This window comes from Vibrio crassostreae 9ZC13 (assembly GCF_000272045.2).
In the GTDB taxonomy this organism is placed as follows: Bacteria; Pseudomonadota; Gammaproteobacteria; order Enterobacterales; family Vibrionaceae; genus Vibrio; species Vibrio crassostreae_C.
This window is the reverse complement of record NZ_AJYZ02000040.1, coordinates 65,581-89,701: the sequence shown is the minus strand read 5'-3', so window position 1 is coordinate 89,701 and position 24,121 is coordinate 65,581. Positions and strand designations below refer to the sequence as shown.

The 24,121-nt window shown below is 46.2% G+C and carries 22 protein-coding genes; 16 read left to right on the top strand and 6 right to left on the bottom strand.

Annotated features, from left to right (window positions below):
- Positions 1 to 333: 333 nt before the first annotated feature.
- From mnmG to glmU, 14 genes are all read left to right on the top strand, one after another.
- Positions 334 to 2,229 carry a tRNA uridine-5-carboxymethylaminomethyl(34) synthesis enzyme MnmG gene (gene mnmG, locus A136_RS13010; protein WP_017063026.1) on the top strand — a complete coding sequence of 632 codons (1,896 nt, stop codon included), beginning with the start codon at positions 334 to 336 and terminating at the stop codon, positions 2,227 to 2,229.
- Positions 2,229 to 2,861, top strand: coding sequence for a 16S rRNA (guanine(527)-N(7))-methyltransferase RsmG (gene rsmG, locus A136_RS13005; RefSeq protein WP_017063025.1), 633 nt, complete (start codon positions 2,229 to 2,231; stop codon positions 2,859 to 2,861). The genes mnmG and rsmG overlap by 1 nt, the downstream gene beginning before the upstream one ends.
- Before the next feature lie 14 nt (positions 2,862 to 2,875).
- Entirely contained in the window at positions 2,876 to 3,649 is a 774-nt protein-coding gene (locus A136_RS13000; protein ID WP_029235097.1) for a ParA family protein, read from the top strand.
- Between the two features lie 23 nt (positions 3,650 to 3,672).
- Positions 3,673 to 4,554 carry a ParB/RepB/Spo0J family partition protein gene (locus A136_RS12995; RefSeq protein WP_017063024.1) on the top strand — a complete coding sequence of 294 codons (882 nt, stop codon included), beginning with the start codon at positions 3,673 to 3,675 and terminating at the stop codon, positions 4,552 to 4,554.
- A 191-nt stretch (positions 4,555 to 4,745) separates the two neighbouring features.
- The gene (locus A136_RS12990; RefSeq protein ID WP_010433210.1) at positions 4,746 to 5,135 is read left to right on the top strand and encodes a F0F1 ATP synthase subunit I; all 390 of its coding nucleotides are present in this window, start codon (positions 4,746 to 4,748) and stop codon (positions 5,133 to 5,135) included.
- Positions 5,136 to 5,143: 8 nt separating this feature from the next.
- Positions 5,144 to 5,941: a F0F1 ATP synthase subunit A gene (atpB, locus tag A136_RS12985; protein WP_009848124.1), complete on the top strand. Its 798-nt coding sequence runs from the start codon at positions 5,144 to 5,146 to the stop codon at positions 5,939 to 5,941.
- A gap of 49 nt (positions 5,942 to 5,990) precedes the next feature.
- The gene (atpE, locus tag A136_RS12980; protein ID WP_004411110.1) at positions 5,991 to 6,248 is read left to right on the top strand and encodes a F0F1 ATP synthase subunit C; all 258 of its coding nucleotides are present in this window, start codon (positions 5,991 to 5,993) and stop codon (positions 6,246 to 6,248) included.
- 59 nt (positions 6,249 to 6,307) lie between these two features.
- Positions 6,308 to 6,778, top strand: a complete 471-nt coding sequence (gene atpF, locus A136_RS12975; protein WP_010433231.1) for a F0F1 ATP synthase subunit B — start codon at positions 6,308 to 6,310, stop codon at positions 6,776 to 6,778.
- A 15-nt stretch (positions 6,779 to 6,793) separates the two neighbouring features.
- Positions 6,794 to 7,327, top strand: coding sequence for a F0F1 ATP synthase subunit delta (atpH, locus tag A136_RS12970; protein WP_010433233.1), 534 nt, complete (start codon positions 6,794 to 6,796; stop codon positions 7,325 to 7,327).
- Between the two features lie 13 nt (positions 7,328 to 7,340).
- On the top strand, positions 7,341 to 8,882 hold the full coding sequence (atpA, locus tag A136_RS12965) for a F0F1 ATP synthase subunit alpha (protein WP_017063023.1): 1,542 nt from the start codon (positions 7,341 to 7,343) through the stop codon (positions 8,880 to 8,882).
- Positions 8,883 to 8,930: 48 nt separating this feature from the next.
- Entirely contained in the window at positions 8,931 to 9,797 is an 867-nt protein-coding gene (atpG, locus tag A136_RS12960; protein ID WP_017058793.1) for a F0F1 ATP synthase subunit gamma, read from the top strand.
- Between the two features lie 34 nt (positions 9,798 to 9,831).
- Positions 9,832 to 11,235, top strand: a complete 1,404-nt coding sequence (gene atpD / locus A136_RS12955; RefSeq protein WP_017058792.1) for a F0F1 ATP synthase subunit beta — start codon at positions 9,832 to 9,834, stop codon at positions 11,233 to 11,235.
- An 18-nt stretch (positions 11,236 to 11,253) separates the two neighbouring features.
- The gene (locus tag A136_RS12950; protein WP_004735742.1) at positions 11,254 to 11,676 is read left to right on the top strand and encodes a F0F1 ATP synthase subunit epsilon; all 423 of its coding nucleotides are present in this window, start codon (positions 11,254 to 11,256) and stop codon (positions 11,674 to 11,676) included.
- 182 nt (positions 11,677 to 11,858) lie between these two features.
- Complete coding sequence (glmU, locus tag A136_RS12945) at positions 11,859 to 13,220, top strand: bifunctional UDP-N-acetylglucosamine diphosphorylase/glucosamine-1-phosphate N-acetyltransferase GlmU (protein ID WP_017063022.1); 1,362 nt, start codon at positions 11,859 to 11,861, stop codon at positions 13,218 to 13,220.
- Positions 13,221 to 13,344: 124 nt separating this feature from the next.
- On the opposite strand, the gene punC is transcribed toward glmU, so the two are convergent.
- On the bottom strand, positions 13,345 to 14,556 hold the full coding sequence (gene punC, locus A136_RS12940; protein ID WP_017063021.1) for a purine nucleoside transporter PunC: 1,212 nt from the start codon (positions 14,554 to 14,556) through the stop codon (positions 13,345 to 13,347).
- A 163-nt stretch (positions 14,557 to 14,719) separates the two neighbouring features.
- On the opposite strand from punC, the gene punR reads away from it, so the two are divergent.
- A complete protein-coding gene (gene punR / locus A136_RS12935; protein ID WP_017063020.1) occupies positions 14,720 to 15,634 on the top strand; it encodes a DNA-binding transcriptional activator PunR in 915 nt (304 codons plus the stop codon).
- 97 nt (positions 15,635 to 15,731) lie between these two features.
- Here punR and ilvA read toward each other — a convergent pair whose 3' ends face one another.
- Genes ilvA through ilvG form a run of 5 tightly spaced genes read right to left on the bottom strand, consistent with a single transcriptional unit; the run spans position 15,732 to position 22,068 of the window.
- On the bottom strand, positions 15,732 to 17,276 hold the full coding sequence (gene ilvA, locus A136_RS12930) for a threonine ammonia-lyase, biosynthetic (protein ID WP_017063019.1): 1,545 nt from the start codon (positions 17,274 to 17,276) through the stop codon (positions 15,732 to 15,734).
- A gap of 3 nt (positions 17,277 to 17,279) precedes the next feature.
- Positions 17,280 to 19,121 carry a dihydroxy-acid dehydratase gene (gene ilvD / locus A136_RS12925; RefSeq protein WP_017063018.1) on the bottom strand — a complete coding sequence of 614 codons (1,842 nt, stop codon included), beginning with the start codon at positions 19,119 to 19,121 and terminating at the stop codon, positions 17,280 to 17,282.
- Positions 19,122 to 19,154: 33 nt separating this feature from the next.
- On the bottom strand, positions 19,155 to 20,123 hold the full coding sequence (locus A136_RS12920) for a branched-chain amino acid transaminase (RefSeq protein ID WP_017063017.1): 969 nt from the start codon (positions 20,121 to 20,123) through the stop codon (positions 19,155 to 19,157).
- Positions 20,124 to 20,135: 12 nt separating this feature from the next.
- Positions 20,136 to 20,420: an acetolactate synthase 2 small subunit gene (gene ilvM / locus A136_RS12915; RefSeq protein WP_017055442.1), complete on the bottom strand. Its 285-nt coding sequence runs from the start codon at positions 20,418 to 20,420 to the stop codon at positions 20,136 to 20,138.
- Between the two features lies 1 nt (position 20,421).
- Complete coding sequence (gene ilvG / locus A136_RS12910; RefSeq protein ID WP_017058784.1) at positions 20,422 to 22,068, bottom strand: acetolactate synthase 2 catalytic subunit; 1,647 nt, start codon at positions 22,066 to 22,068, stop codon at positions 20,422 to 20,424.
- A 472-nt stretch (positions 22,069 to 22,540) separates the two neighbouring features.
- On the opposite strand from ilvG, the gene A136_RS12905 reads away from it, so the two are divergent.
- Complete coding sequence (locus A136_RS12905; protein ID WP_017058783.1) at positions 22,541 to 24,064, top strand: YifB family Mg chelatase-like AAA ATPase; 1,524 nt, start codon at positions 22,541 to 22,543, stop codon at positions 24,062 to 24,064.
- Positions 24,065 to 24,121 lie beyond the last annotated feature (57 nt).

Here is a 24,121-nt window from a genome sequence, read left to right as displayed (position 1 = left end):
CTATAGTTATCCAAATAACAAGTTTTAGGCTAATTTCCTCCTGTGAATAAGTAGCCATTTTGATCCCAGCTAATCCTCATCCTGATCAAAGTTAGATCACATCATTTGATCCAAAAAAGATCCATGATCTCGTTGATCATTTCCGACTTATCCACAGATACCCTCGATCCTAATAATAGATCTAATAAAAGATCTCCTTAAAGATCTTATCTATATTAATTAAAAACAGCTTTTTCGAAAAATCCCAAAAACGTTTTCTCAGGCTATGAAAACAGGTAGAATATCGCTCCTTTTTATCAATCTAGAAAACGTTTGAATACCTGAGGTCGGTTCATGCTTTATCACGAAAAATTTGACGTCATCGTTGTTGGTGGTGGCCATGCAGGAACGGAAGCCGCACTCGCATCTGCACGTACTGGTCAAAGTACGTTATTACTTACTCATAATATCGATACACTAGGACAAATGTCTTGTAACCCAGCCATTGGCGGGATCGGTAAGGGCCACTTGGTAAAAGAGGTCGATGCAATGGGTGGATTAATGGCGCAAGCTATTGATCATGCAGGTATTCAGTTCAGAACATTGAACGCATCAAAAGGCCCTGCGGTTCGTGCTACTCGTGCACAAGCTGACCGCGCACTGTACAAAGCCTTTGTTCGTAACGTTCTTGAAAACACGCCAAACCTGACTTTGTTCCAACAGTCGGTTGATGACTTGATCGTTGAACAGGATCAAGTGGTAGGTGTGGTAACGCAGATGGGCCTTAAGTTCCGCGCAAGCGCTGTGGTTCTGACTGTGGGCACATTCCTAGGCGGCAAGATCCATATTGGTATGGAAAGTTCTTCAGGTGGCCGTGCTGGTGATCCACCATCGATCGCACTGGCTGACCGTCTTCGTGATCTTCCATTCCGAGTTGATCGCCTGAAAACAGGTACTCCTCCTCGTATCGATGCGCGTAGCGTTGATTTTTCTGAGCTTGAGGTTCAGCACGGTGATAACCCGACGCCTGTTTTCTCGTTCATGGGCAGCCGAGCTCAACAACCTCGTCAAATTCCATGTTACATCACGCATACCAATGAAAATACGCATGACGTAATTCGTGCCAACCTTGATCGCAGCCCTATGTACGCGGGTGTGATTGAAGGCATTGGCCCTCGTTACTGCCCTTCGATTGAAGACAAAGTAATGCGTTTTGCTGACAAGAACAGTCACCAAATTTTTATTGAGCCAGAAGGTCTAACGACTCACGAGCTATACCCGAATGGTATCTCTACCAGTCTGCCGTTTGATGTACAGGTTCAAATTGTTCGTTCGATGAAGGGCTTTGAAAATGCTCATATCGTTCGCCCTGGCTATGCGATTGAGTACGATTTCTTTGATCCTCGCGACCTTAAGCTGACTTACGAAACTAAGTTTATCAAAGGTCTATTCTTTGCGGGTCAAATCAACGGTACCACTGGCTATGAAGAAGCGGCTGCACAAGGCTTGATGGCCGGTCTGAATGCAAGTTTGTTTACTCAAGGCAAAGAAGGCTGGAGTCCACGTCGTGACCAAGCTTACATGGGCGTGCTTATCGACGACCTATCTACCATGGGTACCAAAGAACCTTACCGCATGTTTACGTCTCGCGCGGAATACCGTCTGCTGCTTCGTGAAGACAACGCCGATATCCGCTTGACTGAAAAGTCGCGTGAACTTGGCCTTGTTGATGACGCTCGTTGGGCTCGTTTCAACGAGAAGATGGAAAACATGGAGAAGGAGCGTCAACGTCTGAAAGAGACTTGGATTAATCCAAAATCTGAAGATATTGATCAACTGAACCAAATTCTGAAAACACCAATGTCTCGTGAAGCGAGCGGTGAAGATCTTCTTCGTCGCCCTGAAATGACTTATTCACAGTTAACCGCATTGGATCGTTTTGGTCCTGTACTGGAAGATCAACAAGCGTCTGAGCAAGTTGAGATCCAAGTGAAGTACGATGGTTACATTCAGCGTCAACAAGACGAAATTGAAAAATCACTGCGTCATGAAAACACCAAACTGCCTGCTGATATCGATTACAGCAAGGTAAAAGGACTTTCTAACGAAGTGGTTCTTAAACTAACGACAGCTAAGCCTGACTCAATTGGTATTGCTTCGCGAATTTCAGGTATCACACCTGCAGCAATCTCAATTCTGTTGGTTTACTTGAAAAAACACGGCCTGTTGAAAAAAGGTGAGGAAGCATAATGAGCGCATTACGCGAAAAACTGGATCACCTTATTGGCCAGACTGAACTTGAAGTATCTGAAAAACAACGTGGCCAGTTGGTTGGCTACGTTGAGTTACTGAACAAGTGGAACAAAGCTTATAACCTAACATCAGTTCGTGACCCACAAGAAATGATGGTGAAACATATCTTAGATAGCATCATTGTTAGCACTCACTTACAAGGTAAGCGCTTTATCGATGTGGGTACGGGACCTGGTCTTCCTGGGATTCCGCTCTCAATCATGAATCCAGACAGCGAGTTTTACTTGCTAGACAGCCTAGGTAAGCGTATTCGTTTTATCAAACAGGTGATTCATGAGCTGGGTATCGACAACGTGGTACCGGTTCAAAGTCGCGTTGAAGAATTTCAACCAGAAGAAAAGTTTGATGCAGTGCTCAGTCGTGCATTTGCGTCAATGACAGACATGGTAGAGTGGTGTCACCATTTACCTAAAGAGCAATCCGGTGTATTTTTGGCTCTTAAGGGACAACATCCTAGAGACGAAATCGACCTGTTACCTGAATGGTGTTCAGTGACAGACATTAAAGCTTTGCAAGTGCCAGAGCTTGATGGAGAGCGTCATCTAGTTACTTTATCGCGTCAGGGATAATCAGCGAGGCCATAGTGGGTAGAATCGTAGCAATTGCCAACCAGAAGGGTGGCGTAGGAAAAACAACAACTTGCATTAATTTAGCAGCATCAATGGCGGCAACAAAACGCAAGATATTGGTTGTTGACCTCGATCCTCAAGGTAATGCCACTATGGCGAGCGGTGTCGACAAGTATCAAGTTGAAGCAACAGCTTACGATTTGTTGGTTGAAGACACCCCATTTGATGAGGTGGTTTGCCGGAGTACATCTGGCAATTATGACCTCATCGCCGCGAACGGTGATGTTACTGCGGCAGAAATCAAGCTGATGGAAGTGTTTGCTCGTGAAGTTCGTTTAAAAAATGCACTCGAACCCATTCGCAATAACTATGATTTCATCTTTATTGATTGCCCGCCCTCATTAAACCTTCTTACAATCAACGCGATGGCTGCGGCCGACTCCGTATTGGTTCCTATGCAATGTGAATACTTTGCTTTGGAAGGTTTGACTGCATTGATGGATACCATCAGTAAGCTAGCGGCTGTTGTAAACGAGAACCTGAAGATCGAAGGTCTTCTGCGTACTATGTACGATCCTCGCAACCGCTTATCGAACGAAGTATCTGATCAACTCAAAAAACACTTTGGTAGCAAAGTCTACCGAACTGTGATCCCTAGAAATGTGCGTCTGGCAGAAGCCCCGAGTCACGGCAAGCCAGCAATGTACTACGACAAATATTCCGCAGGAGCTAAGGCTTACCTTGCTCTTGCTGGCGAAATGTTGCGTCGTGAAGAAGTCCCAGTATAGGTCCAACCAAAGGAATTCGCTCAATGTCTAAGCGTGGTTTAGGAAAAGGGCTAGATGCATTGCTTGCAACTAGCTCATTGGCTCGTGAAAAACAGCAAGTTGCTTCTCATAGTCAGGCGTTGTCGGCTGATGGTGAGCTTATTGAACTGGCTGTTGGTTGCTTGAAGCCTGGTGTATATCAACCGCGTAAGGATATTGCGCCTGAAGCGCTAGAAGAGCTGGCAGCATCAATTCAATCTCAAGGCATTATCCAACCGATCGTAGTTCGCCCATTGGCGCACGACCAGTTTGAGATTATTGCTGGTGAACGTCGTTGGAGAGCGGCTCGTCAAGCTGGTCTTAAACAAGTTCCATGCTTGATCAAGAGAGTAGAAGACAAGGCCGCGATTGCGATGGCATTGATCGAGAACATTCAACGTGAAGATCTGAATGTTATCGAAGAATCACAAGCGCTAGAGCGCTTGCAGAACGAGTTTTCACTGACACATCAGCAGGTCGCCGATGTGATTGGTAAATCCAGAGCTACCGTTAGTAACTTATTACGTCTAAATCAGCTCGAAAATGAAGTAAAAGGTTTAGTTTCCAGTAAACAACTAGAAATGGGGCATGCTAGAGCACTGCTTGCACTTGAAGGTGTTACCCAGGTTGAGGCAGCGAATACTGCAGCAACCAAAAAAATGACCGTGCGTCAAACTGAGCAACTTGTCAAAAAGTGCTTAAAACCAGACGTTGAAGCGGAATCGAAGCCCGAAGACACTGAGGCCATCGAACTTTCACGAAGACTCACGGAAAAATTGCAAGCAAACGTTTCAGTTACTCGTTCTGTTAGCGGTAAGTCAAAAGTGACAATTACTCTTGATGAGCCTCACAAATTAGAGCAACTTATTGCTAAACTAGAGTACTAAATGAGATAATTGATTTAGGTCAATTATGTAATAAACAAGTAATTTCTTACAAAAGTTGTCGGTTTGTATACAGAAATGTAAATGATTGCTGCATTCTTATTGCAATCAATTTGGCTGAACGTATAATTTTCGCCAATTTCTCAGCACGCTTTTAAGCGAGTGGTAAAGTGGGCTTAAAGAGGAACGAATACATGGTAGCGGCGTTAGCAAGACCAGGACGAGTGCTTGCAAAGCAAATGTTATTGATCGAGCTTAGCGCGGTTATATTAGTGGCGATAGGGTTAGGTTTAGCTGTTAATCCTGATTGGGGTTTTGCTGCATTGGTTGGTGGCGGTATTTTTGTCATCGCGAATGTGGTTTTTTGTGTGTGTGCTTTCCTATTTTGTGGAGCTCGCGCAACTAAGTTAGTTGCGGCGTCGTTCTATGCAGGTGAAGCACTAAAGATCCTTATCACAGTTCTACTATTCTCTATTGTCTACATGTATATGCAGGTGGAATTAATTCCCCTCAAACTGACCTATTTACTGGTTCTAGGTATTAATATCTTTGCGCCAGTGCTTTTCATTAACAATAAAAAATAGGATGAGTTATGGCTGCGCCAACAGCATCCGGATACATTGAACACCATTTACAAAACCTTTCTTTAGCTAAGTTTGGTCTTGTAGAGGAGACAAGTTTCTGGAACGTACATATAGACAGTCTGTTTTTTTCGGTGTTGACAGGGATGTTATTCCTTTGGGTTTTTCGCTCAGTCGCTAAGAAAGCAACAGTAGGTGTACCTGGTAAGCTTCAGTGTTTTGTTGAAATGGTAGTGGAATTCGTTGGCGACAACGTTAAAGAAACTTTCCATGGTCGCAACCCTCTGATTGCCCCACTAGCACTGACTATATTCTGCTGGATTATCATTATGAACTTGATGGACTTAGTGCCTATCGATTTCTTACCATATCCTGCAGAGCATTGGCTAGGTATCCCTTACTTGAAAGTGGTTCCTACAGCTGATGTAAATATAACCATGGCAATGGCTTTGGGTGTTTTTGCTCTGATGATCTACTACAGCATCAAAGTGAAAGGCCTAGGCGGATTTGCTAAAGAATTGGCACTGCATCCATTTAATCACCCAATCATGATCCCATTTAACTTGGTACTTGAGGTAATTTCGTTATTAGCGAAGCCACTATCTCTAGGTATGCGTTTATTTGGTAATATGTTTGCGGGTGAGGTGGTGTTTATTCTTATCGCGGCAATGCTACCGTGGTACTTACAATGGGTAGGTGCACTACCTTGGGCTATCTTCCATATCTTAGTTATATTGATTCAAGCGTTTGTTTTCATGATGTTGACAATCGTTTACTTATCAATGGCTCATGAAGATAGTGATCACTAAAAAATTTTTAAGCTTTATTCTAACTATTAATGTTAATCGGAGAACGTAAATGGAAACTGTACTAAGTTTTTCAGCAATCGCTGTTGCTATTATTGTTGGTCTTTGTGCCGTAGGTACTGCAATTGGTTTTGCTATTCTTGGTGGTAAATTCCTAGAAGGCGCTGCGCGTCAACCTGAAATGGCTCCAATGCTACAAGTTAAGATGTTCATCATCGCTGGTCTACTGGATGCTGTTCCAATGATCGGTATCGTAATCGCACTACTATTCACGTTTGCTAACCCATTTGTTGGTCAACTAGCAGGCTAATTAACTCTTTAATAGTTAATTAAATTTTTGTAGTTGATTCTTAACGAGGGGTAGCTGTTGTGAATATGAACGCAACTCTGCTAGGTCAAGCAATTGCTTTTTCGCTGTTTGTTTGGTTCTGCATGAAATATGTATGGCCACCAATCATGCAAGCAATTGAAGAACGTCAGAAAAAAATTGCTGACGGTCTTGTAGCCGCTGAACGCGCTGCTAAAGACTTGAACCTGGCACAAGCCAACGCTTCTGAGCAAATGAAAGAAGCAAAGCGCACTGCAACTGAGGTTATTGATCAGGCAAACAAACGTAAAGCTCAAATTATTGATGAAGCACGCGAAGAAGCTCAGGCAGAACGCCAGAAAATCTTAGCGCAAGCTGAAGCAGAAATTGAAGCAGAGCGTACACGTGCCCGTGATGACCTGCGCAAACAAGTCGCAACTCTGGCTATAGCTGGTGCTGAGAAAATCCTTGAGCGTACAATCGATAAAGATGTACACGATGATCTTCTTAACAACATTACTGCAAAACTTTAAAGCAAGGGGCTGTATATGTCTGATTTGACTACAATCGCACGCCCCTATGCTAAAGCAGCGTTTGACTTTGCGGTAGATAAAGGTGAGCTAGACCAATGGGGTCAAATGCTTACTTTTGCTGCCGAAGTGGCACAAAATGATGATGTTCACAATTTATTAAGCGGTTCTATGACTGCTGAAAAATTAGCTGAAGTATTCATTGTAATTTGTGGCGAACAATTTGATGAATTCGGCCAGAACTTAATTAAAGTGATGGCAGAGAATGGCCGCTTAATGGCTTTTCCTGATGTTTGTAAAGAGTTCTTTATACTCAAAAAAGAGTATGAGAAAGAGATCGACGTTGAAGTTACTTCAGCTGTTGAACTTTCTGAAGAACAACGCACAAGCATTATCAGCAAATTGGAACTGCGCCTTGCGCGCAAAGTTCAGCTGAATTGCAGTATAGATGAGACTCTACTTAGTGGAGTTATTATTCGAGCCGGAGACCTAGTCATCGATAACTCAGCGCGCAGTCGTTTAGACCGCCTGAGCGATGCATTGCAGTCTTAATGGGGATTGGAGCATGCAACTTAATTCCACTGAAATTAGCGATCTAATTAAACAACGTATTGAATCTTTCGACGTTGTTAGTGAAGCTCGCAATGAAGGTACTATCGTTTCTGTAAGCGATGGCATCCTTAGCATCCACGGCCTAGCGGACGTGATGCAAGGTGAAATGATCGAACTACCGGGTGGCCGTTACGCTCTAGCACTGAACTTGAACCGTGATTCGGTTGGTGCTGTTGTAATGGGCCCGTATGCTGACCTACAGGAAGGCATGAAAGTTACAGGTACTGGTCGTATTCTAGAAGTACCAGTAGGTCCTGAAATGCTTGGTCGTGTTGTAAACACGCTAGGTGAGCCAATTGATGGTAAAGGTCCAATCGAAGCTAAATTGACTTCGCCTGTAGAAATTATCGCACCAGGTGTAATCGACCGTAAATCGGTAGATCAACCTGTTCAAACTGGTTACAAGTCTGTTGACTCAATGATCCCTATCGGTCGTGGTCAACGTGAACTAGTAATCGGTGACCGTCAGACTGGTAAAACAGCAATGGCGATCGATGCGATTATTAACCAAAAAGATTCTGGTATTTTCTCTATTTACGTAGCTATCGGCCAAAAAGCGTCGACTATTGCTAACGTAGTTCGCAAACTAGAAGAGCACGGCGCACTAGCAAACACTGTTGTTGTTGTTGCATCGGCTTCTGAATCTGCAGCGCTGCAATACCTTGCACCGTATGCTGGTTGTGCGATGGGCGAATACTTCCGTGATCGCGGTGAAGATGCACTGATTGTTTATGATGATCTATCTAAGCAAGCTGTCGCTTACCGTCAGATCTCACTACTGCTTAAGCGTCCACCAGGTCGTGAAGCGTTCCCTGGTGATGTTTTCTACCTTCACTCTCGTCTACTAGAGCGTGCTGCTCGTGTAAGCGAACACTACGTAGAAGAATTCACTAAAGGCGAAGTGAAAGGCAAGACGGGTTCTTTAACTGCTCTTCCTATCATCGAAACGCAAGCTGGTGACGTATCTGCATTCGTACCGACGAACGTAATCTCGATTACCGATGGTCAGATCTTCCTACAAACTGAGCTATTCAACGCGGGCGTACGTCCAGCTGTTGACCCTGGTATCTCAGTTTCTCGTGTAGGTGGTTCGGCGCAGACTAAAATCATCAAGAAGCTATCTGGCGGTATCCGTACTGCTCTAGCTCAATACCGTGAACTTGCAGCATTTGCTCAGTTCTCTTCGGATCTTGATGAAGCGACTAAGAAGCAGCTAGACCATGGTCAAAAAGTTACAGAACTGATGAAGCAGAAGCAATACGCTCCTATGTCTGTATTTGACCAAGCTCTAGTAATCTTCGCTGCAGAGCGTGGATACCTTCAAGACGTTGAACTTTCTAAAGTTCTAGACTTTGAAGCTGCTTTACTGTCGTTTGCTCGTGGTCAATATGCCGATCTAGCAACACAGATCGACACAACGGGTGCTTTCAATAAAGAAATCGAAGCTGAGCTGAAGAAGCTTGTTGACGATTTCAAGGCAACCCAGACCTGGTAATTGGTAGGTGGTCTTAGGGCCACCTCATACCATTAACGGAGAGTAACGATGGCCGGCGCAAAAGAGATACGTAATAAAATCGGTAGTGTTAAAAGCACACAGAAGATTACGAAAGCAATGGAAATGGTAGCAGCTTCAAAAATGCGTCGTTCTCAAGACGCAATGGAAGCTACTCGTCCATATGCAGAAACAATGCGTAAAGTGATCGGTCATTTGGCTAATGGTAGCCTCGAGTATAAGCATCCTTATCTTGAGGAACGTGAAGCCAAACGTGTTGGTTACATCATCGTTTCTACAGACCGTGGTCTTTGTGGTGGTTTGAACATTAACTTGTTCAAAAAAGCCATGAACGACATGAAAGATTGGTCTGAGAAAGGTGCTGACGTTGAACTTGCAATTGTAGGTTCAAAAGCGACAGCATTTTTCAACAACAGCGGCGCGAAAGTAGCAGCTCAAGTTTCTGGTCTGGGCGATCGCCCAAGCCTTGAAGACTTGATTGGCTCTGTAAGCGTTATGCTGAAGAAATATGATGAAGGCGAATTGGATCGCCTGTTCGTAGTGTTCAACAAGTTTGAAAACACTATGGTACAAGAACCAACGATCGATCAATTACTTCCTTTGCCTAAATCAGACAGCGAAGACATGAAACGCGATCATGCTTGGGACTACATTTATGAGCCTGAGCCAAAACCACTACTAGATGCACTACTGGTTCGCTACGTCGAATCTCAAGTATATCAAGGTGTGGTCGAGAACCTTGCTTGTGAGCAAGCGGCTCGAATGATTGCTATGAAATCAGCAACAGATAACGCTGGTGACATTATTGATGACTTAGAACTTGTGTACAACAAAGCGCGTCAAGCGGCAATTACACAAGAACTTTCTGAGATCGTTTCAGGCGCAGCTGCGGTTTAAGCTTAGGTAAAACTAAATAGTTAGAGGATTAACGATGGCTACAGGTAAGATCGTACAGATCATCGGTGCGGTAGTCGACGTAGAGTTCCCACAGGGTGAAGTACCTCGTGTATACGACGCTCTGAATGTTAATGAAGTACAAGAACGTCTAGTTCTTGAAGTTCAGCAACAACTTGGCGGTGGCGTAGTTCGCGCAATCGTAATGGGTAGCTCTGATGGTTTACGTCGTGGTTTGACAGTTGAAAATACTGGCGCTCCAATCTCAGTACCAGTAGGTACTAAGACATTGGGTCGTATCATGAATGTCCTAGGTGACGCGATTGATGAGTGTGGCGAGATTGGTGCTGAAGAGCATTACGCCATTCACCGTGAAGCTCCAAGCTACGAAGAGCAGTCTAACGAGACAGCTCTTCTAGAAACTGGTGTTAAAGTAATCGACTTGATTTGTCCATTCGCTAAGGGTGGTAAAATCGGTCTATTCGGTGGTGCTGGTGTAGGTAAGACCGTTAACATGATGGAACTTATCAACAACATCGCACTTCAACACTCAGGCCTATCTGTATTTGCAGGTGTAGGTGAGCGTACTCGTGAAGGTAACGATTTCTACTTTGAGATGCAGGAAGCAGGTGTTGTAAACATCGAAAAACCTGAAGAATCAAAAGTAGCGATGGTTTACGGTCAGATGAACGAGCCACCAGGTAACCGTCTACGTGTTGCCCTGACTGGCCTAACAATGGCAGAGCGCTTCCGTGACGAAGGTCGTGACGTTCTACTGTTCGTTGATAACATCTACCGTTACACACTAGCAGGTACTGAAGTATCAGCACTTCTAGGTCGTATGCCTTCTGCGGTAGGTTACCAACCTACACTGGCTGAAGAAATGGGTGTTCTACAAGAGCGTATCACGTCAACTAAAGCTGGTTCTATCACGTCTGTACAGGCGGTATACGTACCTGCGGATGACTTGACTGACCCGTCTCCAGCAACAACGTTCGCTCACTTGGATGCAACGGTTGTACTTAACCGTAACATCGCATCTATGGGTCTATACCCTGCGATCGACCCGCTAGATTCTACTTCACGTCAACTGGATCCATTGGTAGTTGGACAAGAGCACTACGACATCGCTCGTGGCGTTCAGTCTACTCTTCAGCGCTATAAAGAGCTGAAAGATATCATTGCTATCCTAGGTATGGACGAGCTATCTGAAGAAGATAAGCAAGTTGTATCTCGTGCTCGTAAGATTGAGAAGTTCCTAACTCAGCCTTACCACGTAGCGGAAGTATTTACAGGTGACCCAGGCATTTACGTACCTCTTAAAGAGACTCTACGTGGCTTCCAAGGTCTTCTATCTGGTGAATACGATGACATTCCAGAGCAAGCGTTCATGTACTGTGGTGCAATTGACGAAGCTATCGAGAATGCTAAGAAGCTATAAGGCTAACTAGGAGGCGATATGGCAGCAATAACCTTTCACCTAGACGTTGTAAGTGCAGAGAAACAAATTTTCTCAGGCCTTGTTGAGACGTTTCAGGTGACCGGTAGTGAGGGTGAGCTTGGTATTTTCCATGGTCATACTCCACTGCTGACCGCTATCAAGCCTGGTATGGTGCGTATTGTTAAGCAGCACGGCCACGAAGAAATCATTTATGTTTCTGGTGGTATGGTAGAAGTTCAGCCTGGTACAGCAACTGTACTGGCTGATACAGCTATCCGTGGTGAAGAGCTAGACGCAGCAAAGGCGGAAGAAGCTAAGCGCAAGGCTGTGGAGAATATCCAAAATCAGCATGGCGACATAGACTTCGCACAAGCGGCCGGTGAACTGGCTAAAGCCATTGCTCAGTTACGAGTTATCGAACTGACAAAACAGCGTCGTTAATCTTTTTAAGATTACAGACTCTGAGATAAAGGCGACCTAAGGGTCGCCTTTTTGCATTTTTAGATTCTCAAAAATGCTTCTTTTACGTATCACTACTGGTTAAATGGTTATTGCGATTTAATTTTTTGGCCAAAAACGGTTACAATATCGGCTTAATAAAAATAACGTTGGATAGGTTTACAATGAAGTTTAGCGCGGTAATTCTCGCAGCGGGCAAAGGCACTCGCATGTATTCAAACACACCAAAGGTTCTGCACACACTTGCGGGTAAGCCAATGGTGAAGCATGTTATCGATACATGTAATGGTTTAGGCGCTCAAAACATCAACCTGGTTTACGGCCACGGTGGTGATCAGATGAAGGCTACTCTAGCTGAAGAATCTGTAAACTGGGCACTGCAAGCTGAACAGCTCGGCACAGGTCACGCTGTGGATCAAGCATCTGCACATTTCGCTGATGATGAAAAAGTATTGGTGCTCTACGGTGATGTTCCACTAATCTCACCTGAAACCATTGAAAACCTATTAGACGCTCAACCAAACGGTGGCATCGCGCTACTTACTGTCGTGTTAGACAACCCGATGGGCTACGGACGTATTATTCGTCGTAATGGCCCTGTTGTGGCTATCGTTGAACAGAAAGATGCAACGGATGAGCAGAAGCTTATCAAAGAGATCAATACCGGCGTTATGGTGGCGACTGGTGGCGATCTGAAGCGCTGGTTGTCAGGTCTAAGCAACGACAACGCACAGGGTGAATATTACCTGACTGACGTTATCGCTGCGGCTCACGACGAAGGTCGTGCAGTTGAAGCCGTACACCCAGTAAGCCCAATTGAAGTGGAAGGCGTTAACGATCGTTCGCAACTGGCTCGCCTAGAGCGCGCTTACCAAGCTACGCAAGCCGATAAGCTATTGAAGCAAGGCGTGATGCTACGCGACCCAAGCCGCTTTGATCTGCGTGGTGAACTGCAGTGCGGTATGGACGTTGAGATTGATACTAACGTTATCATCGAAGGCAGCGTAAGCATTGGCGATAACGTGGTTATCGGCACTGGCTGCGTGCTGAAAGACTGTGAGATCGATGACAACACAGTTATTCGTCCATACAGCGTAATCGAAGGAGCGACTGTTGGTGAAGACTGTACGGTTGGTCCATTTACTCGCCTACGCCCTGGTGCAGACATGCGTAACGATTCGCACGTCGGTAACTTTGTTGAAGTGAAGAACACTCGCCTTGGCGAAGGCTCTAAAGCCAACCACCTGACTTATCTTGGGGATGCTGAAATTGGTCAGCGCGTAAACGTGGGTGCGGGTGCAATTACTTGTAACTACGATGGGGCGAATAAGTTTAAGACCATTATTGGTGATGACGTATTCGTTGGTTCAGACAGCCAATTAATCGCGCCTGTTACGATTGGTAATGGTGCTACCGTTGGAGCTGGCTCTACCGTAACACGCGATGTTTCTGAAAATGAGCTGGTTATCAGCCGTGCGAAAGAACGTAAGATTGCTGACTGGCAGCGTCCGACTAAGAAAAAGTAGTCTCTTAATAAATAAGATGATTTAAATGAAAGTCAGTAGTACCGCTACTGGCTTTTTCTTATTTATCTAGATATAAAAAAAGAGCGAGTAATCTCGCTCTTTTTTGTTTTCGTTAACTTAGAAACTAGTCTTGTTTCTCGTCAGCGACTACTCGAGAGTTGTCAGGTGTCGCGAAGTGTTCAGAAAGCTCTTTGTTCGAAACAATATAGCCAACCCACAACGCACCCAAACAGATCACAACGGCAATACCCGTCGCGCTTAGTGCTTGGCTAGCCATTGCCGCGACCAATGCACTTGATAGGCCACTGATACTGATTTGCAGGCTGTTTTGTAGACCAGCAGCTGTTGCTGGGCTTTGTTTAGCGCTTGATAGAGCACGGTTTACTACGATTGGGTAAAGTGCGCCGTTTGCGACAGCAATCAAACAGAAAGGCGCAAGTAGAGGCCAGATTGACGTCAGTTCCCACTGTGATGCGATAAAGATAAGCATCGCCGCTACACTGAACAAACCGATAAGGTTTCTTAGTACAACGCCATCGCCATATTTCTTCACTGCTTGCTTACCGAAGTAACCACCCGCCATGAACGCGATTGTTTGTGGGATAAAGCTCAAACCGATGTCTTTTGCTTCATAACCTAGTTGAGCCATGATCTCTGGCATACCCGTTAGGTAAGCGAAGAACGCTGCAGATGCTGAAGCAAACATTAAGACATTACCCATGTAAGGCTTTGATTTAAGCAACATCTTGATGTCTGTCTTAATCGATGTCTGTTTTACTTCAGGCGCTTCTTTTGGTTGAGCCATTGTTGTCGCCACTAGCAGTGCACCCATCAAGGTTAATGTGATGAAGATGCTGTGCCAGCCAAAGCTATCCGCCAGTAACACACCTAGCTGAGGTGCTAATGCAGGAGATAGCGCAACCAAAGGCATGATGGTTGCAAAAATTTGTTGGCTACTGCTTTGTGAGTAACGCTTGATAACCATTGCTTGCCAGATTACCGCAGGAGCACATACGCCGATCGCTTGAATGAAGCGCAGTGTCAGTAGATGCCATACCTCGGTGCTGAATGCTAAGCCGAATGAAGCTGCAGTAAAGATAACAAGACCAACCGCCAGCGTATTACGGTGACCATACTTGTCACTCGCCAGACCCCAAAGAAGCTGACCCATTGCCATACCGCCAAGGAATACCGTTAAAGACAGGGCAATCTGCTCTGGGCCGGTTGCGAAATCAACTTCCATTGCCTTAAATGCAGGAAGGTACATATCGGTCGCAATAAAGCCAAGCATTGAAAGAACTGCAAGGTAGACCAATTGAAATTTAGAAATATTCATAAGATGCCATTAAGCTAAAGGTAGTGATGTTTTTATCATCAAAAAAATTGTTTGATATACAGAAGTGAAAGCCCCTGTTTATTTATGCTGACATTCTATTTTTCGAACCTGATAAAATAAAACGCTAAAATATGTGGTTATCAATCAAAAAATTTGAAGGCTTATGTTCTCTAAATCCTCTTTAGAAATGCTCGATACGGTAGCTCGCTTAGGCAGTTTTACTGCGGCGGCAGAACAATTGCACAAAGTACCATCGGCGATCAGCTACGGTGTTAGGCAGGTTGAGCAAGAACTGGATGTTCTACTTTTCAGACGTTTACCAAGAAAAGTAGAGCTGACACCGGCAGGTGAATTGTTCATTGAAGAGGCACGTGCGTTACTGAGACAGATGGAAGAGGTCAGTGCCCAGACTCGCCGAGCAGCGCGTGGCTGGAAGAAAACCTTGCGCCTAACGCTCGATAACGTGGTTAAGCTCGACAAAATGAAGCCGATGATTGAAGAGTTCTACCAAACCTTTGAGTTTGCAGAGCTTCAGATCAACATGGAGGTGTTTAATGGCTCTTGGGAGGCGATTGCACAGGGCAGAGCGGATATTGTGATTGGTGCGACCTCGGCGATTCCGGTCGGCGGCGACTTTGAGGTTAAAGATATGGGACGCCTAGATTGGGCGTTTGTGATGTCGCCAAGCCACCCGTGTGTGCGAGAGCAAAACCTCAATGAAGAGTTTGTTAGCCAGTATCCCGCAATATGTTTGGACGATACCTCTAGTGTGCTCCCTAAGCGACACACAGGCCACTACTCAAGTCAAAGACGCCTGTTGTTACCCAATTGGTATAGCGCAATTGAATGCCTTAAAAATGGAGTAGGGGTGGGTTATATGCCGAGGCACATTGCCGCGCCAATTATCGAACAAGGCTTGCTGGTGGAAAAAATACTGCCTGAACCGAGTCCGCAGAGTCATTGTTGTTTGGTGTGGCGAAAAGACGATAACCATAAGTTGATCGAGTGGATGGTGAAATACCTAGGATCGAGTGAACAACTTCACCAAGATTGGTTGGATCATCGCAAGGCGGTCTAATGATCTTAGCGAGAAGATCCTTTTCAAGTTTGAGTTGAATCAGCACCAATAAAAAGAGCGAGTAAATACTCGCTCTTTTTGATTCGGTCGTTAACTCTTATGACAAGAAGAACTTGTAGGAAGGGTTATCGGTTTCATCTTTACACTGATAACCAAGCTCTCGTAAATGTGTTGAGAACTGAGCTAAATCATCATCGCCAAGTTCGAAGCCACACAATACGCGACCATAATCGGCACCGTGGTTACGATAGTTGAACAGGCTGATGTTCCAGTGGGTACCTAAGGTATCAAGGAACTTAATCAAGGCTCCTGGGTATTCAGGAAACTCGAAGCTGTATAGGCGCTCTTTCAATGGTTTTGATGGTTTGCCGCCAATCATATAGCGAATGTGTAGTTTTGCCATCTCATCATCAGAAAGGTCGACGACTGGATATCCGCCCTCACGTAGGTCATTGATGATGTGCTCAAGTTCTTCCTGACCACCTTGCAGACGTACACCAACGAAGATATTCGCTAGGCTTTCGTCGTTGTGGCGGTAGTTAAACTCCGTCACCGCTCGGCCGCCAATAATATTGCAGAACTCTAGGAACGCCCCTTGTCGCTCAGGGATAGTCACCGCAAGTAGACCTTCTCGCTTCTCACCTAGTTCACAACGTTCAGAGACATAACGCAGACCGTGGAAGTTGGTGTTAGCACCAGACAATACCGTTGCTAATTGCTTGTCTTGCAGTTGGTTCTGTTCAGCAAACTTTTTCAAACCAGCCAGAGCAAGCGCTCCTGAAGGTTCAGCAATCGCACGAGTGTCTTCAAAGATGTCTTTGACCGCAGAGCAGATCTCATCGCTAGACACGGCAATGTGACCATCGATGTACTGCTGACACAGACGGAATGTCTCTTCACCAATGCGCTTAACCGCAACGCCATCGGCAAACATGCTGACTTGATCCAGTACTACTGGCTCACCGGCATCCAGTGCTGCTTTCAAGCAAGATGAATCTTCAGGTTCAACCGCGATGACTTTTATTTCCGGCATCAATTGCTTAACTAGCACGGCAACACCCGCAGCCAAACCACCACCACCGACAGGCACAAAGATGTAATCCATGTGACCATTTTGCTGAAGCATTTCCATACCCATGGTGCCCTGTCCGGCGATCACCAATGGGTGATCGAATGGAGGCACAAAGGTGTAGCCATGTTCAGCGGAAAGGCGTTCTGCTTCAGCTTTAGCTTCATCAAAGTTGCTGCCGTGTAGAACTACGTTACCGCCAAAGCCACGTACCGCATCAACCTTGATGTCTGGTGTGGTTTTTGGCATCACAATCGTGGTTTGAATACCAAGCTTAGAACCGGACAGCGCCATACCTTGAGCATGGTTACCTGCCGATGCTGCAATCACACCTGCGGCTTTCTGTTGCTCTGAAAGGCTTGATACCATGTTGTAGGCACCACGTAGCTTGAACGAGTGGACCGGCTGACGGTCTTCACGCTTTAGCTGAACCTGATTACCAATGCGAGCACTTAAGCGAGGCATCTCTTGCAGAGGTGTCACGATTGCGGCTTCGTAAACTGGCGCTCTCAGGATCTGACGCAGATAATCTGCGCCAGTTTGTTTTTGGGGACTGACCGTGTCATCACTCATAGACTAGCCCTCTAGCTTAGACTTATCACGCACGGCGCCTTTGTCGGCACTGGTTGCCATGCTTGCGTAAGCTTTCAGTGCGAATGAAACTTCACGCTGACGGTTTTCTGGTTTCCAGCCTAGTGCGTCTTGCTTAACACGACGCGCTTCTAGCTCGGCTTCAGGCACATCAAGTGTGATTGAACGGCTAGGGATGTCGATAGTGATGATATCGCCAGTGTTTACTAGACCAATCACACCGCCACTTGCTGCTTCTGGAGAAGCGTGACCGATAGACAAACCGGATGTACCGCCAGAGAAACGTCCGTCAGTTAGAAGAGCACAAGACTTACCTAGACCCATAGATTTTAGGTAGGTAGTTGGGTAGAGCATTTCTTGCATGCCCGGACCACCTTTAGGACCTTCGTAACGGATAACAACCACTTCGCCTGCTTTTACTTTACCCGCTAAGATGCCGTCTACGGCTGTGTCTTGGCTTTCAAATACGATAGCAGGACCTTGGAATTTCAGGTTCTCTTCATCAACACCTGCTGTCTTAACGATACAACCGTCAACGGCGATGTTGCCTGAAAGTACGGCTAGGCCACCTTCTTGGCTGAATGCATTCTCTTTAGTACGGATACAACCTTCTTTACGGTCGTCATCAAGACGATCCCAACGGCAATCTTGTGAGAAGGCTTTGGTGGTACGAATACCTGCTGGGCCCGCGCGGAAGAACTTAAGTACCGCTTCGTCTTCTGTCTGCATGATGTCGTATTGAGCTAGCTGCTCTTGCATGCTTAGGCCAAGTACAGTGCGAGTTTGGTTGTTCAGTAGGCCTGCGCGGTCTAGTTCACCTAGGATAGCCATAACACCACCAGCGCGGTGAACGTCTTCCATGTGGTATTTAGGTGTTGAAGGCGCAACCTTACATAGGTGTGGAACGCGGCGAGACATCTCGTCGATATCACCCATATCAAAGTCGACTTCACCTTCTTGAGCTGCTGCCAATAGGTGAAGAACGGTGTTACTCGAGCCACCCATTGCGATATCTAGAGCCATTGCATTTTCAAAGGCTGCGCGGTTCGCGATGTTACGAGGCAGTGCTGATGCGTCATCTTGCTCGTAGTAACGCTTAGTCAGGTCAACGATACGCTTACCAGCATTGATGAATAGCTCTTCACGGTCAGCGTGCGTTGCTAGCATAGAACCGTTACCAGGCTGAGATAGGCCTAGCGCTTCAGTTAGACAGTTCATTGAGTTAGCCGTGAACATACCTGAACAAGAACCACATGTCGGACACGCAGAACGTTCTACTTGCTCACTTTGCTCATCAGAAATCGTTGGATCGGCACCTTGAATCATTGCATCAACAAGGTCTAACTTGATGATTTGATCGGAAAGCTTGGTTTTACCTGCTTCCATTGGGCCGCCTGATACAAAGATCACTGGGATGTTAAGGCGCATTGCAGCCATCATCATTCCCGGAGTGATTTTGTCACAGTTAGAGATACATACCATCGCATCCGCACAGTGAGCATTCACCATGTACTCTACTGAGTCTGCGATAAGCTCACGTGATGGCAGTGAGTACAGCATGCCACCGTGACCCATTGCGATACCATCATCAACTGCGATGGTGTTGAATTCTTTAGCGATACCGCCCGCTTTCTCGATTTCACCTGCTACCAATTGACCCATATCTTTAAGGTGAACGTGGCCTGGTACGAATTGAGTGAAAGAGTTTACAACTGCGATGATTGGCTTACCGAAGTCATCATCTTTAACGCCAGTTGCACGCCATAAAGCGCGCGCACCAGCCATGTTGCGTCCGTGGGTAGTCGTTGCTGAACGATAGATTGGCATTGCTTAAATCCTTATAAAATATTTGGCTGTTGCTTACTTAGTTGTTTGCGTTTGGTTTTCTGAAGTTTGGTCTGCTGGGTAAACGTAGTCTAACCAGCCCCACTTATCTTCAGTGGTTCCATTGAATAGACCAAAGTAAGCCGCTTGAACTTTTTCAGTGATAGGACCGCGTTTGCCTTCACCTACTGTAATTTTGTCTACGCTGCGAACCGGAACGATTTCCGCCGCTGTGCCTGTCATGAATACTTCATCGGCAAGGTATAGCGCTTCACGAGCAATGTTCTCTTCACGGATCTCATAACCCATGTCTTTTGCTAGTGTCATGATCGAATCACGCGTGATACCCGGCAGAATCGCACTGGTCGCTGGTGGTGTGGATAGCACGCCGTTACGTACCACAAAGATGTTCTCACCAGCCCCTTCAGAAAGGTAACCATCAACACTCAGTGCGATGCCTTCATCGTAACCATGACGGCGAGCTTCGCCACCAACTAATAGTGAAGATAGGTAGTTACCACCGGCTTTAGCAGCGGTTGGGATGGTGTTTGGTGCCGCACGGTTCCAGCTTGAGATCATTGCGTCTACGCCATTCTCTAGCGCTTCTTCACCTAGGTAAGAACCCCAAGGGAAAGCAGCGATGATCAGTTCCATCTCAGTGTTTTCTGGAGGGCATACGCCCAAACCTACGTTACCAACAAAGCCGAGAGGGCGGATGTACGCTGACTCTAGCTTATTTTGACGTAGCGTTTCGCGAGTCGCTTCCATAATTTCTTCCTCAGTGTAAGGAATAGGGAAGCGGTAGATTTTTGCTGAGTCTTTTAGGCGCTTAGCGTGCTCAGGGTGACGGAAAATAACCGGACCCTTTGGTGTGTTGTAGCAACGAACACCTTCAAATACGGAAGTACCGTAGTGCATTGCGTGAGTCAGGACGTGAACGTTCGCCTCTGCCCAAGGAACCATCTCACCGTTAAACCAAATATAGTCTGCCGTTTTAGCTGTCATGTTTGTGGTTCCTTATGCGTTTATCTTTTGTTGTAAGTTGTTGTTTGGCAATTCATTACGACTGATAGAGATAACGTCAACGGTACGCACATCCCACAGCTTTTCGATTTGATTGACTAAGAAAGAGATCGGACGGTCACTGTCTACAATGATCTCAACACTCGCCACTTTGCTTTCGTGGTTTTGAGTGCCCGCTACTTGCTTAACAATAAAGCCACGGTGGCGGATAACACGAAGAACACGCTCTAGTAGTACAGGCTTATCATCGGCTTTGATGTCTAATAGGTATCTTTTCATGTTATGTGTTCTCCAACATCTCACTGTTTGAAGCACCTGGCGGTACTAGTGGCCATACGTTCTCTTCTTCATCGATAAGAACATGAAGTAGGTAGGCGGTTTTGCTCTCTAGCATCTCTTTTAGTGCTGGCTCTACTTCTTCTTTACGCGTGATGGTTTTACCCGGGATATCGAACGCTTTCGCTAGCATTACGAAGTCTGGGTTGTCATCTAGGATAGTTTCACTATGGCGGCCATCGAAGAACAACGATTGCCATTGGCGAACCATACCCAAGCGAGAGTTGTTAAGAAGTACCATCTTCACTGGGATTTGGCGGCGTTTCAGCGTGCCAAGCTCTTGCACGTTCATCATGAACGAGCCATCACCAGAGATAAGAATAGATTGGTCATCAGGACGCCCAACCGAAGCACCCATTGCAGCTGGCAAGCCAAAGCCCATGGTGCCTAAACCGGCAGAGGTAATGAAGTTCTGTGGATCGCGAGGCTGAATGTGCTGAGCTGCCCACATTTGGTGTTGGCCCACATCAGTCGATACGATAGAGCTTGCTGGCATCATGTCTGACAGTTGCTTCAACAGCAGTGGAGCAAAAATCAGATCACCAGGGTGGTCGTAACGCCATTTGAATGAGCTACGAAGACCTTCAGAGTGATGAACCCAAGAGGAGATGTCTTGGCTTAGCTCTAGTTGAGGCATGATCTTGTTGATGTCACCGCGAATTGGCGCATTGGCAAGACGCAGTTTGCTGAACTCAGCGGCATCGATATCGATATGGATAACCTTAGCATGCGGCGCAAAGGTATCGAGTTTGCCAGTTACTCGGTCATCAAAACGAGCACCGACAACAATCAACAGGTCACTCTCTTGAACCACAAGGTTAGCGGCTTTAGTGCCGTGCATACCCAGCATGCCAAGGTAGTGTGGGTCGTCACGTTCGATAGTGCCCAAGCCTTTCAGTGTGCTTACTGCTGGCATTGGGTTTAGGCGTAAAAACTCACGAACCGCATCGGTTGCTTTAGCAAGTTGAACACCACCACCTACGTATAAAACAGGACGGGTCGCTTGAGACAAAAAGTACTGTGCCTGTTCAATGGCATCAGTTGTCGCAACAGGAATTGCGGGTGGAGTAAATTCAGGAAGAGCGTTAACAGGTGCTTCTGCTAGTTGAACGTCTTTAGCGATATCGACGATAACCGGGCCAGGGCGGCCAGACTTTGCTACCACAAACGCTTCAGCGAGGGTTGGAGCTAGCTCTTCAATATCAGTTACTAGGTAGCTGTGTTTAGTACATGACAGAGACATACCAATCACATCCATTTCTTGGAATGCATCGGTACCAATGTGGGAACTTGCAACCTGACCTGTGATAGCAACCAATGGGATTGAATCCATAAAGGCATCAGCAAGGCCAGTGACTAGGTTGGTTGCACCTGGTCCCGAGGTTGCCATACAAACAGCGACATCTTGTGTTGCTCGAGCCATGCCGATCGCGGCCATAGCGGCGCCTTGCTCATGGCGACATAGGATATGTTCAACCCCGCCGTCATAGAGTGCATCGTAGATTGGCATGATGGCACCACCGGGGTAACCAAATACGGTCTCAATTCCTTGTTGCTTGAGTGCGGATACGACTAGTTCTGCGCCTTTCATCGGAATTCTCCCGTATTACCTTTATTTTGGTAACTGTTTCCTTTGTCTCTGCACATCTTGTGCTCCCATTCTTCCTGTAAATCGGCAAAGCCGAAAATGCTCAAAAATATAAAAATCGAATGTTTAAATTAGAAAAAACCCCCGGACTTGTCAGTGCGGGGGTTTTTTCTAATTCGTGGTTACTTTCTTCCCACTCGCCCCCGCGCAGTCTTAATAATGACTACGATAATCAGGTTAATCAGTGCGTAAATGCGAGCGTTAAAAATCATAATATTCGAGTTTTCTCGTTTATTGTCTTCAGTAAATGTCTACATCTCTAGTGTTATCACACAAATCTGCCGCATGACAAGGGAAATGTCATTCTTTTTTCACATTAAAATACCATTCCACCAAGCTATATAACAACCTTATCGCTTTGGTGAGCAACGAATATCCAGAGCGAATACTTTTAAATCAAAGACAAAGGAAAGTTATGGGACTCGCGATAATTCATAGCCGAGCTAGTGTGGGTGTAGAGGCGCCAGAAGTGACCGTTGAGGTGCATATAAGCAACGGAATGCCTGGCTTCACGCTGGTGGGTCTACCTGAAACAACGGTCAAGGAATCTAAAGATCGAGTGAGAAGCGCGATCATCAATTCTCGCTTTGAGTTTCCATCGAAAAGAATCACGGTTAATCTCGCCCCAGCCGATTTGCCCAAAGAAGGTGGCCGTTTTGACCTGCCCATCGCGCTTGGGATTTTGGTGGCGTCAGATCAGCTTCCGACATCAAAAATAGCTCAACATGAATTTATCGGTGAGTTGGCATTGTCAGGAGAACTTCGCTCGGTAAAGGGCGTTTTGCCTGCGACGTTAGCCGCCGACAGTGTAGAGCGATGCTTAGTTGTCCCACATCATAACGGTGATCAGGCTGCGCTGGTGGGCAAGGGAGCGCATAAATCTGCACAAACCTTGTTGGAGGTTTGTGCTGACATGTGTGGACAGGCTCAGCTTGGGCTATATAGAACGGAACATCATCAGGCTGATGTTTCAGTGCTTCGCGACCTACAAGATATTATCGGCCAACAACAAGGCAAGCGAGCTCTAGAGATAGCCGCTGCTGGGAATCATAACTTATTGTTTCTTGGCCCACCCGGAACCGGAAAAACTATGCTCGCTTCTCGACTGCGTGACCTATTACCTGAAATGAGTGATGACGAAGCGATGGAAACCGCGTCGGTAGCCTCGTTAACGCAACAAGAAATCAATCAATACAACTGGAAGCAACGACCTTTTCGCTCTCCTCACCATTCCAGTTCAATGGCGGCATTAGTGGGTGGTGGTTCGGTGCCTCGCCCCGGAGAGATCTCTTTAGCGCATAACGGCTTATTGTTCTTAGATGAGATGCCGGAGTTTGAGCGCAAGGTGCTTGATTCATTACGAGAGCCACTAGAGTCGGGCGAGATCATTATCTCCCGTGCTGCGGGCAAGACTCGTTTTCCTGCGCGTTTTCAATTGGTCGGTGCACTTAACCCAAGTCCAACGGGTTATTACGAAGGTAACCAGGCGCGCGCCAACCCACAGATCATCCTGCGTTACCTCAATCGCTTATCTGGGCCCTTGCTGGATAGGTTCGATATGTCATTGGAGATACCTCTGTTGCCAAAAGGAATGTTGGCCGAAGGCGGTGATCGCGGTGAAACCACTCAAGTAGTTAAGCAAAGGGTTAGGCAGGCGCGCGAGTTAATGCTATCTCGCAACCATAAATCGAATGCACTGTTAGGTAGCCGAGAAATTGAGAAGTATTGCCCACTGCGACGCGAAGATGCAGAGTTTCTTGAGACAGCACTACATCGCTTGGGTTTATCGATTCGTGCTTATCATCGAATTATTAAGGTGGCACGAACCATTGCCGACCTTGACGGTAACGAGCAGATCGAAAAGAAACATCTATCAGAAGCGCTAGGCTATCGCGCGATGGATCGCTTGCTGAAACAACTCACGGCTCAAGCTGTCTAGCAAGCAGAAAAAGCCTGCTTAGATGCAGGCTTTCGTTGGATTGCAGTTCATACTCGC

What these genes read in the sequence shown, in the direction of transcription:
- mnmG (WP_017063026.1), top strand. Translation starts at nt 334, where the DNA reads ATGCTTTATCACGAAAAATTTGACGTCATCGTTGTTGGTGGTGGCCAT.
- rsmG (WP_017063025.1), top strand. Translation starts at nt 2,229, where the DNA reads ATGAGCGCATTACGCGAAAAACTGGATCACCTTATTGGCCAGACTGAA.
- A136_RS12995 (WP_017063024.1), top strand. Translation starts at nt 3,673, where the DNA reads ATGTCTAAGCGTGGTTTAGGAAAAGGGCTAGATGCATTGCTTGCAACT.
- A136_RS12990 (WP_010433210.1), top strand. Translation starts at nt 4,746, where the DNA reads ATGGTAGCGGCGTTAGCAAGACCAGGACGAGTGCTTGCAAAGCAAATG.
- atpB (WP_009848124.1), top strand. Translation starts at nt 5,144, where the DNA reads ATGGCTGCGCCAACAGCATCCGGATACATTGAACACCATTTACAAAAC.
- atpE (WP_004411110.1), top strand. Translation starts at nt 5,991, where the DNA reads ATGGAAACTGTACTAAGTTTTTCAGCAATCGCTGTTGCTATTATTGTT.
- atpH (WP_010433233.1), top strand. Translation starts at nt 6,794, where the DNA reads ATGTCTGATTTGACTACAATCGCACGCCCCTATGCTAAAGCAGCGTTT.
- atpA (WP_017063023.1), top strand. Translation starts at nt 7,341, where the DNA reads ATGCAACTTAATTCCACTGAAATTAGCGATCTAATTAAACAACGTATT.
- atpG (WP_017058793.1), top strand. Translation starts at nt 8,931, where the DNA reads ATGGCCGGCGCAAAAGAGATACGTAATAAAATCGGTAGTGTTAAAAGC.
- atpD (WP_017058792.1), top strand. Translation starts at nt 9,832, where the DNA reads ATGGCTACAGGTAAGATCGTACAGATCATCGGTGCGGTAGTCGACGTA.
- A136_RS12950 (WP_004735742.1), top strand. Translation starts at nt 11,254, where the DNA reads ATGGCAGCAATAACCTTTCACCTAGACGTTGTAAGTGCAGAGAAACAA.
- glmU (WP_017063022.1), top strand. Translation starts at nt 11,859, where the DNA reads ATGAAGTTTAGCGCGGTAATTCTCGCAGCGGGCAAAGGCACTCGCATG.
- punC (WP_017063021.1), bottom strand. Translation starts at nt 14,556, where the DNA reads ATGAATATTTCTAAATTTCAATTGGTCTACCTTGCAGTTCTTTCAATG.
- punR (WP_017063020.1), top strand. Translation starts at nt 14,720, where the DNA reads ATGTTCTCTAAATCCTCTTTAGAAATGCTCGATACGGTAGCTCGCTTA.
- ilvA (WP_017063019.1), bottom strand. Translation starts at nt 17,276, where the DNA reads ATGAGTGATGACACGGTCAGTCCCCAAAAACAAACTGGCGCAGATTAT.
- ilvD (WP_017063018.1), bottom strand. Translation starts at nt 19,121, where the DNA reads ATGCCAATCTATCGTTCAGCAACGACTACCCACGGACGCAACATGGCT.
- A136_RS12920 (WP_017063017.1), bottom strand. Translation starts at nt 20,123, where the DNA reads ATGACAGCTAAAACGGCAGACTATATTTGGTTTAACGGTGAGATGGTT.
- ilvM (WP_017055442.1), bottom strand. Translation starts at nt 20,420, where the DNA reads ATGAAAAGATACCTATTAGACATCAAAGCCGATGATAAGCCTGTACTA.
- ilvG (WP_017058784.1), bottom strand. Translation starts at nt 22,068, where the DNA reads ATGAAAGGCGCAGAACTAGTCGTATCCGCACTCAAGCAACAAGGAATT.
- A136_RS12905 (WP_017058783.1), top strand. Translation starts at nt 22,541, where the DNA reads ATGGGACTCGCGATAATTCATAGCCGAGCTAGTGTGGGTGTAGAGGCG.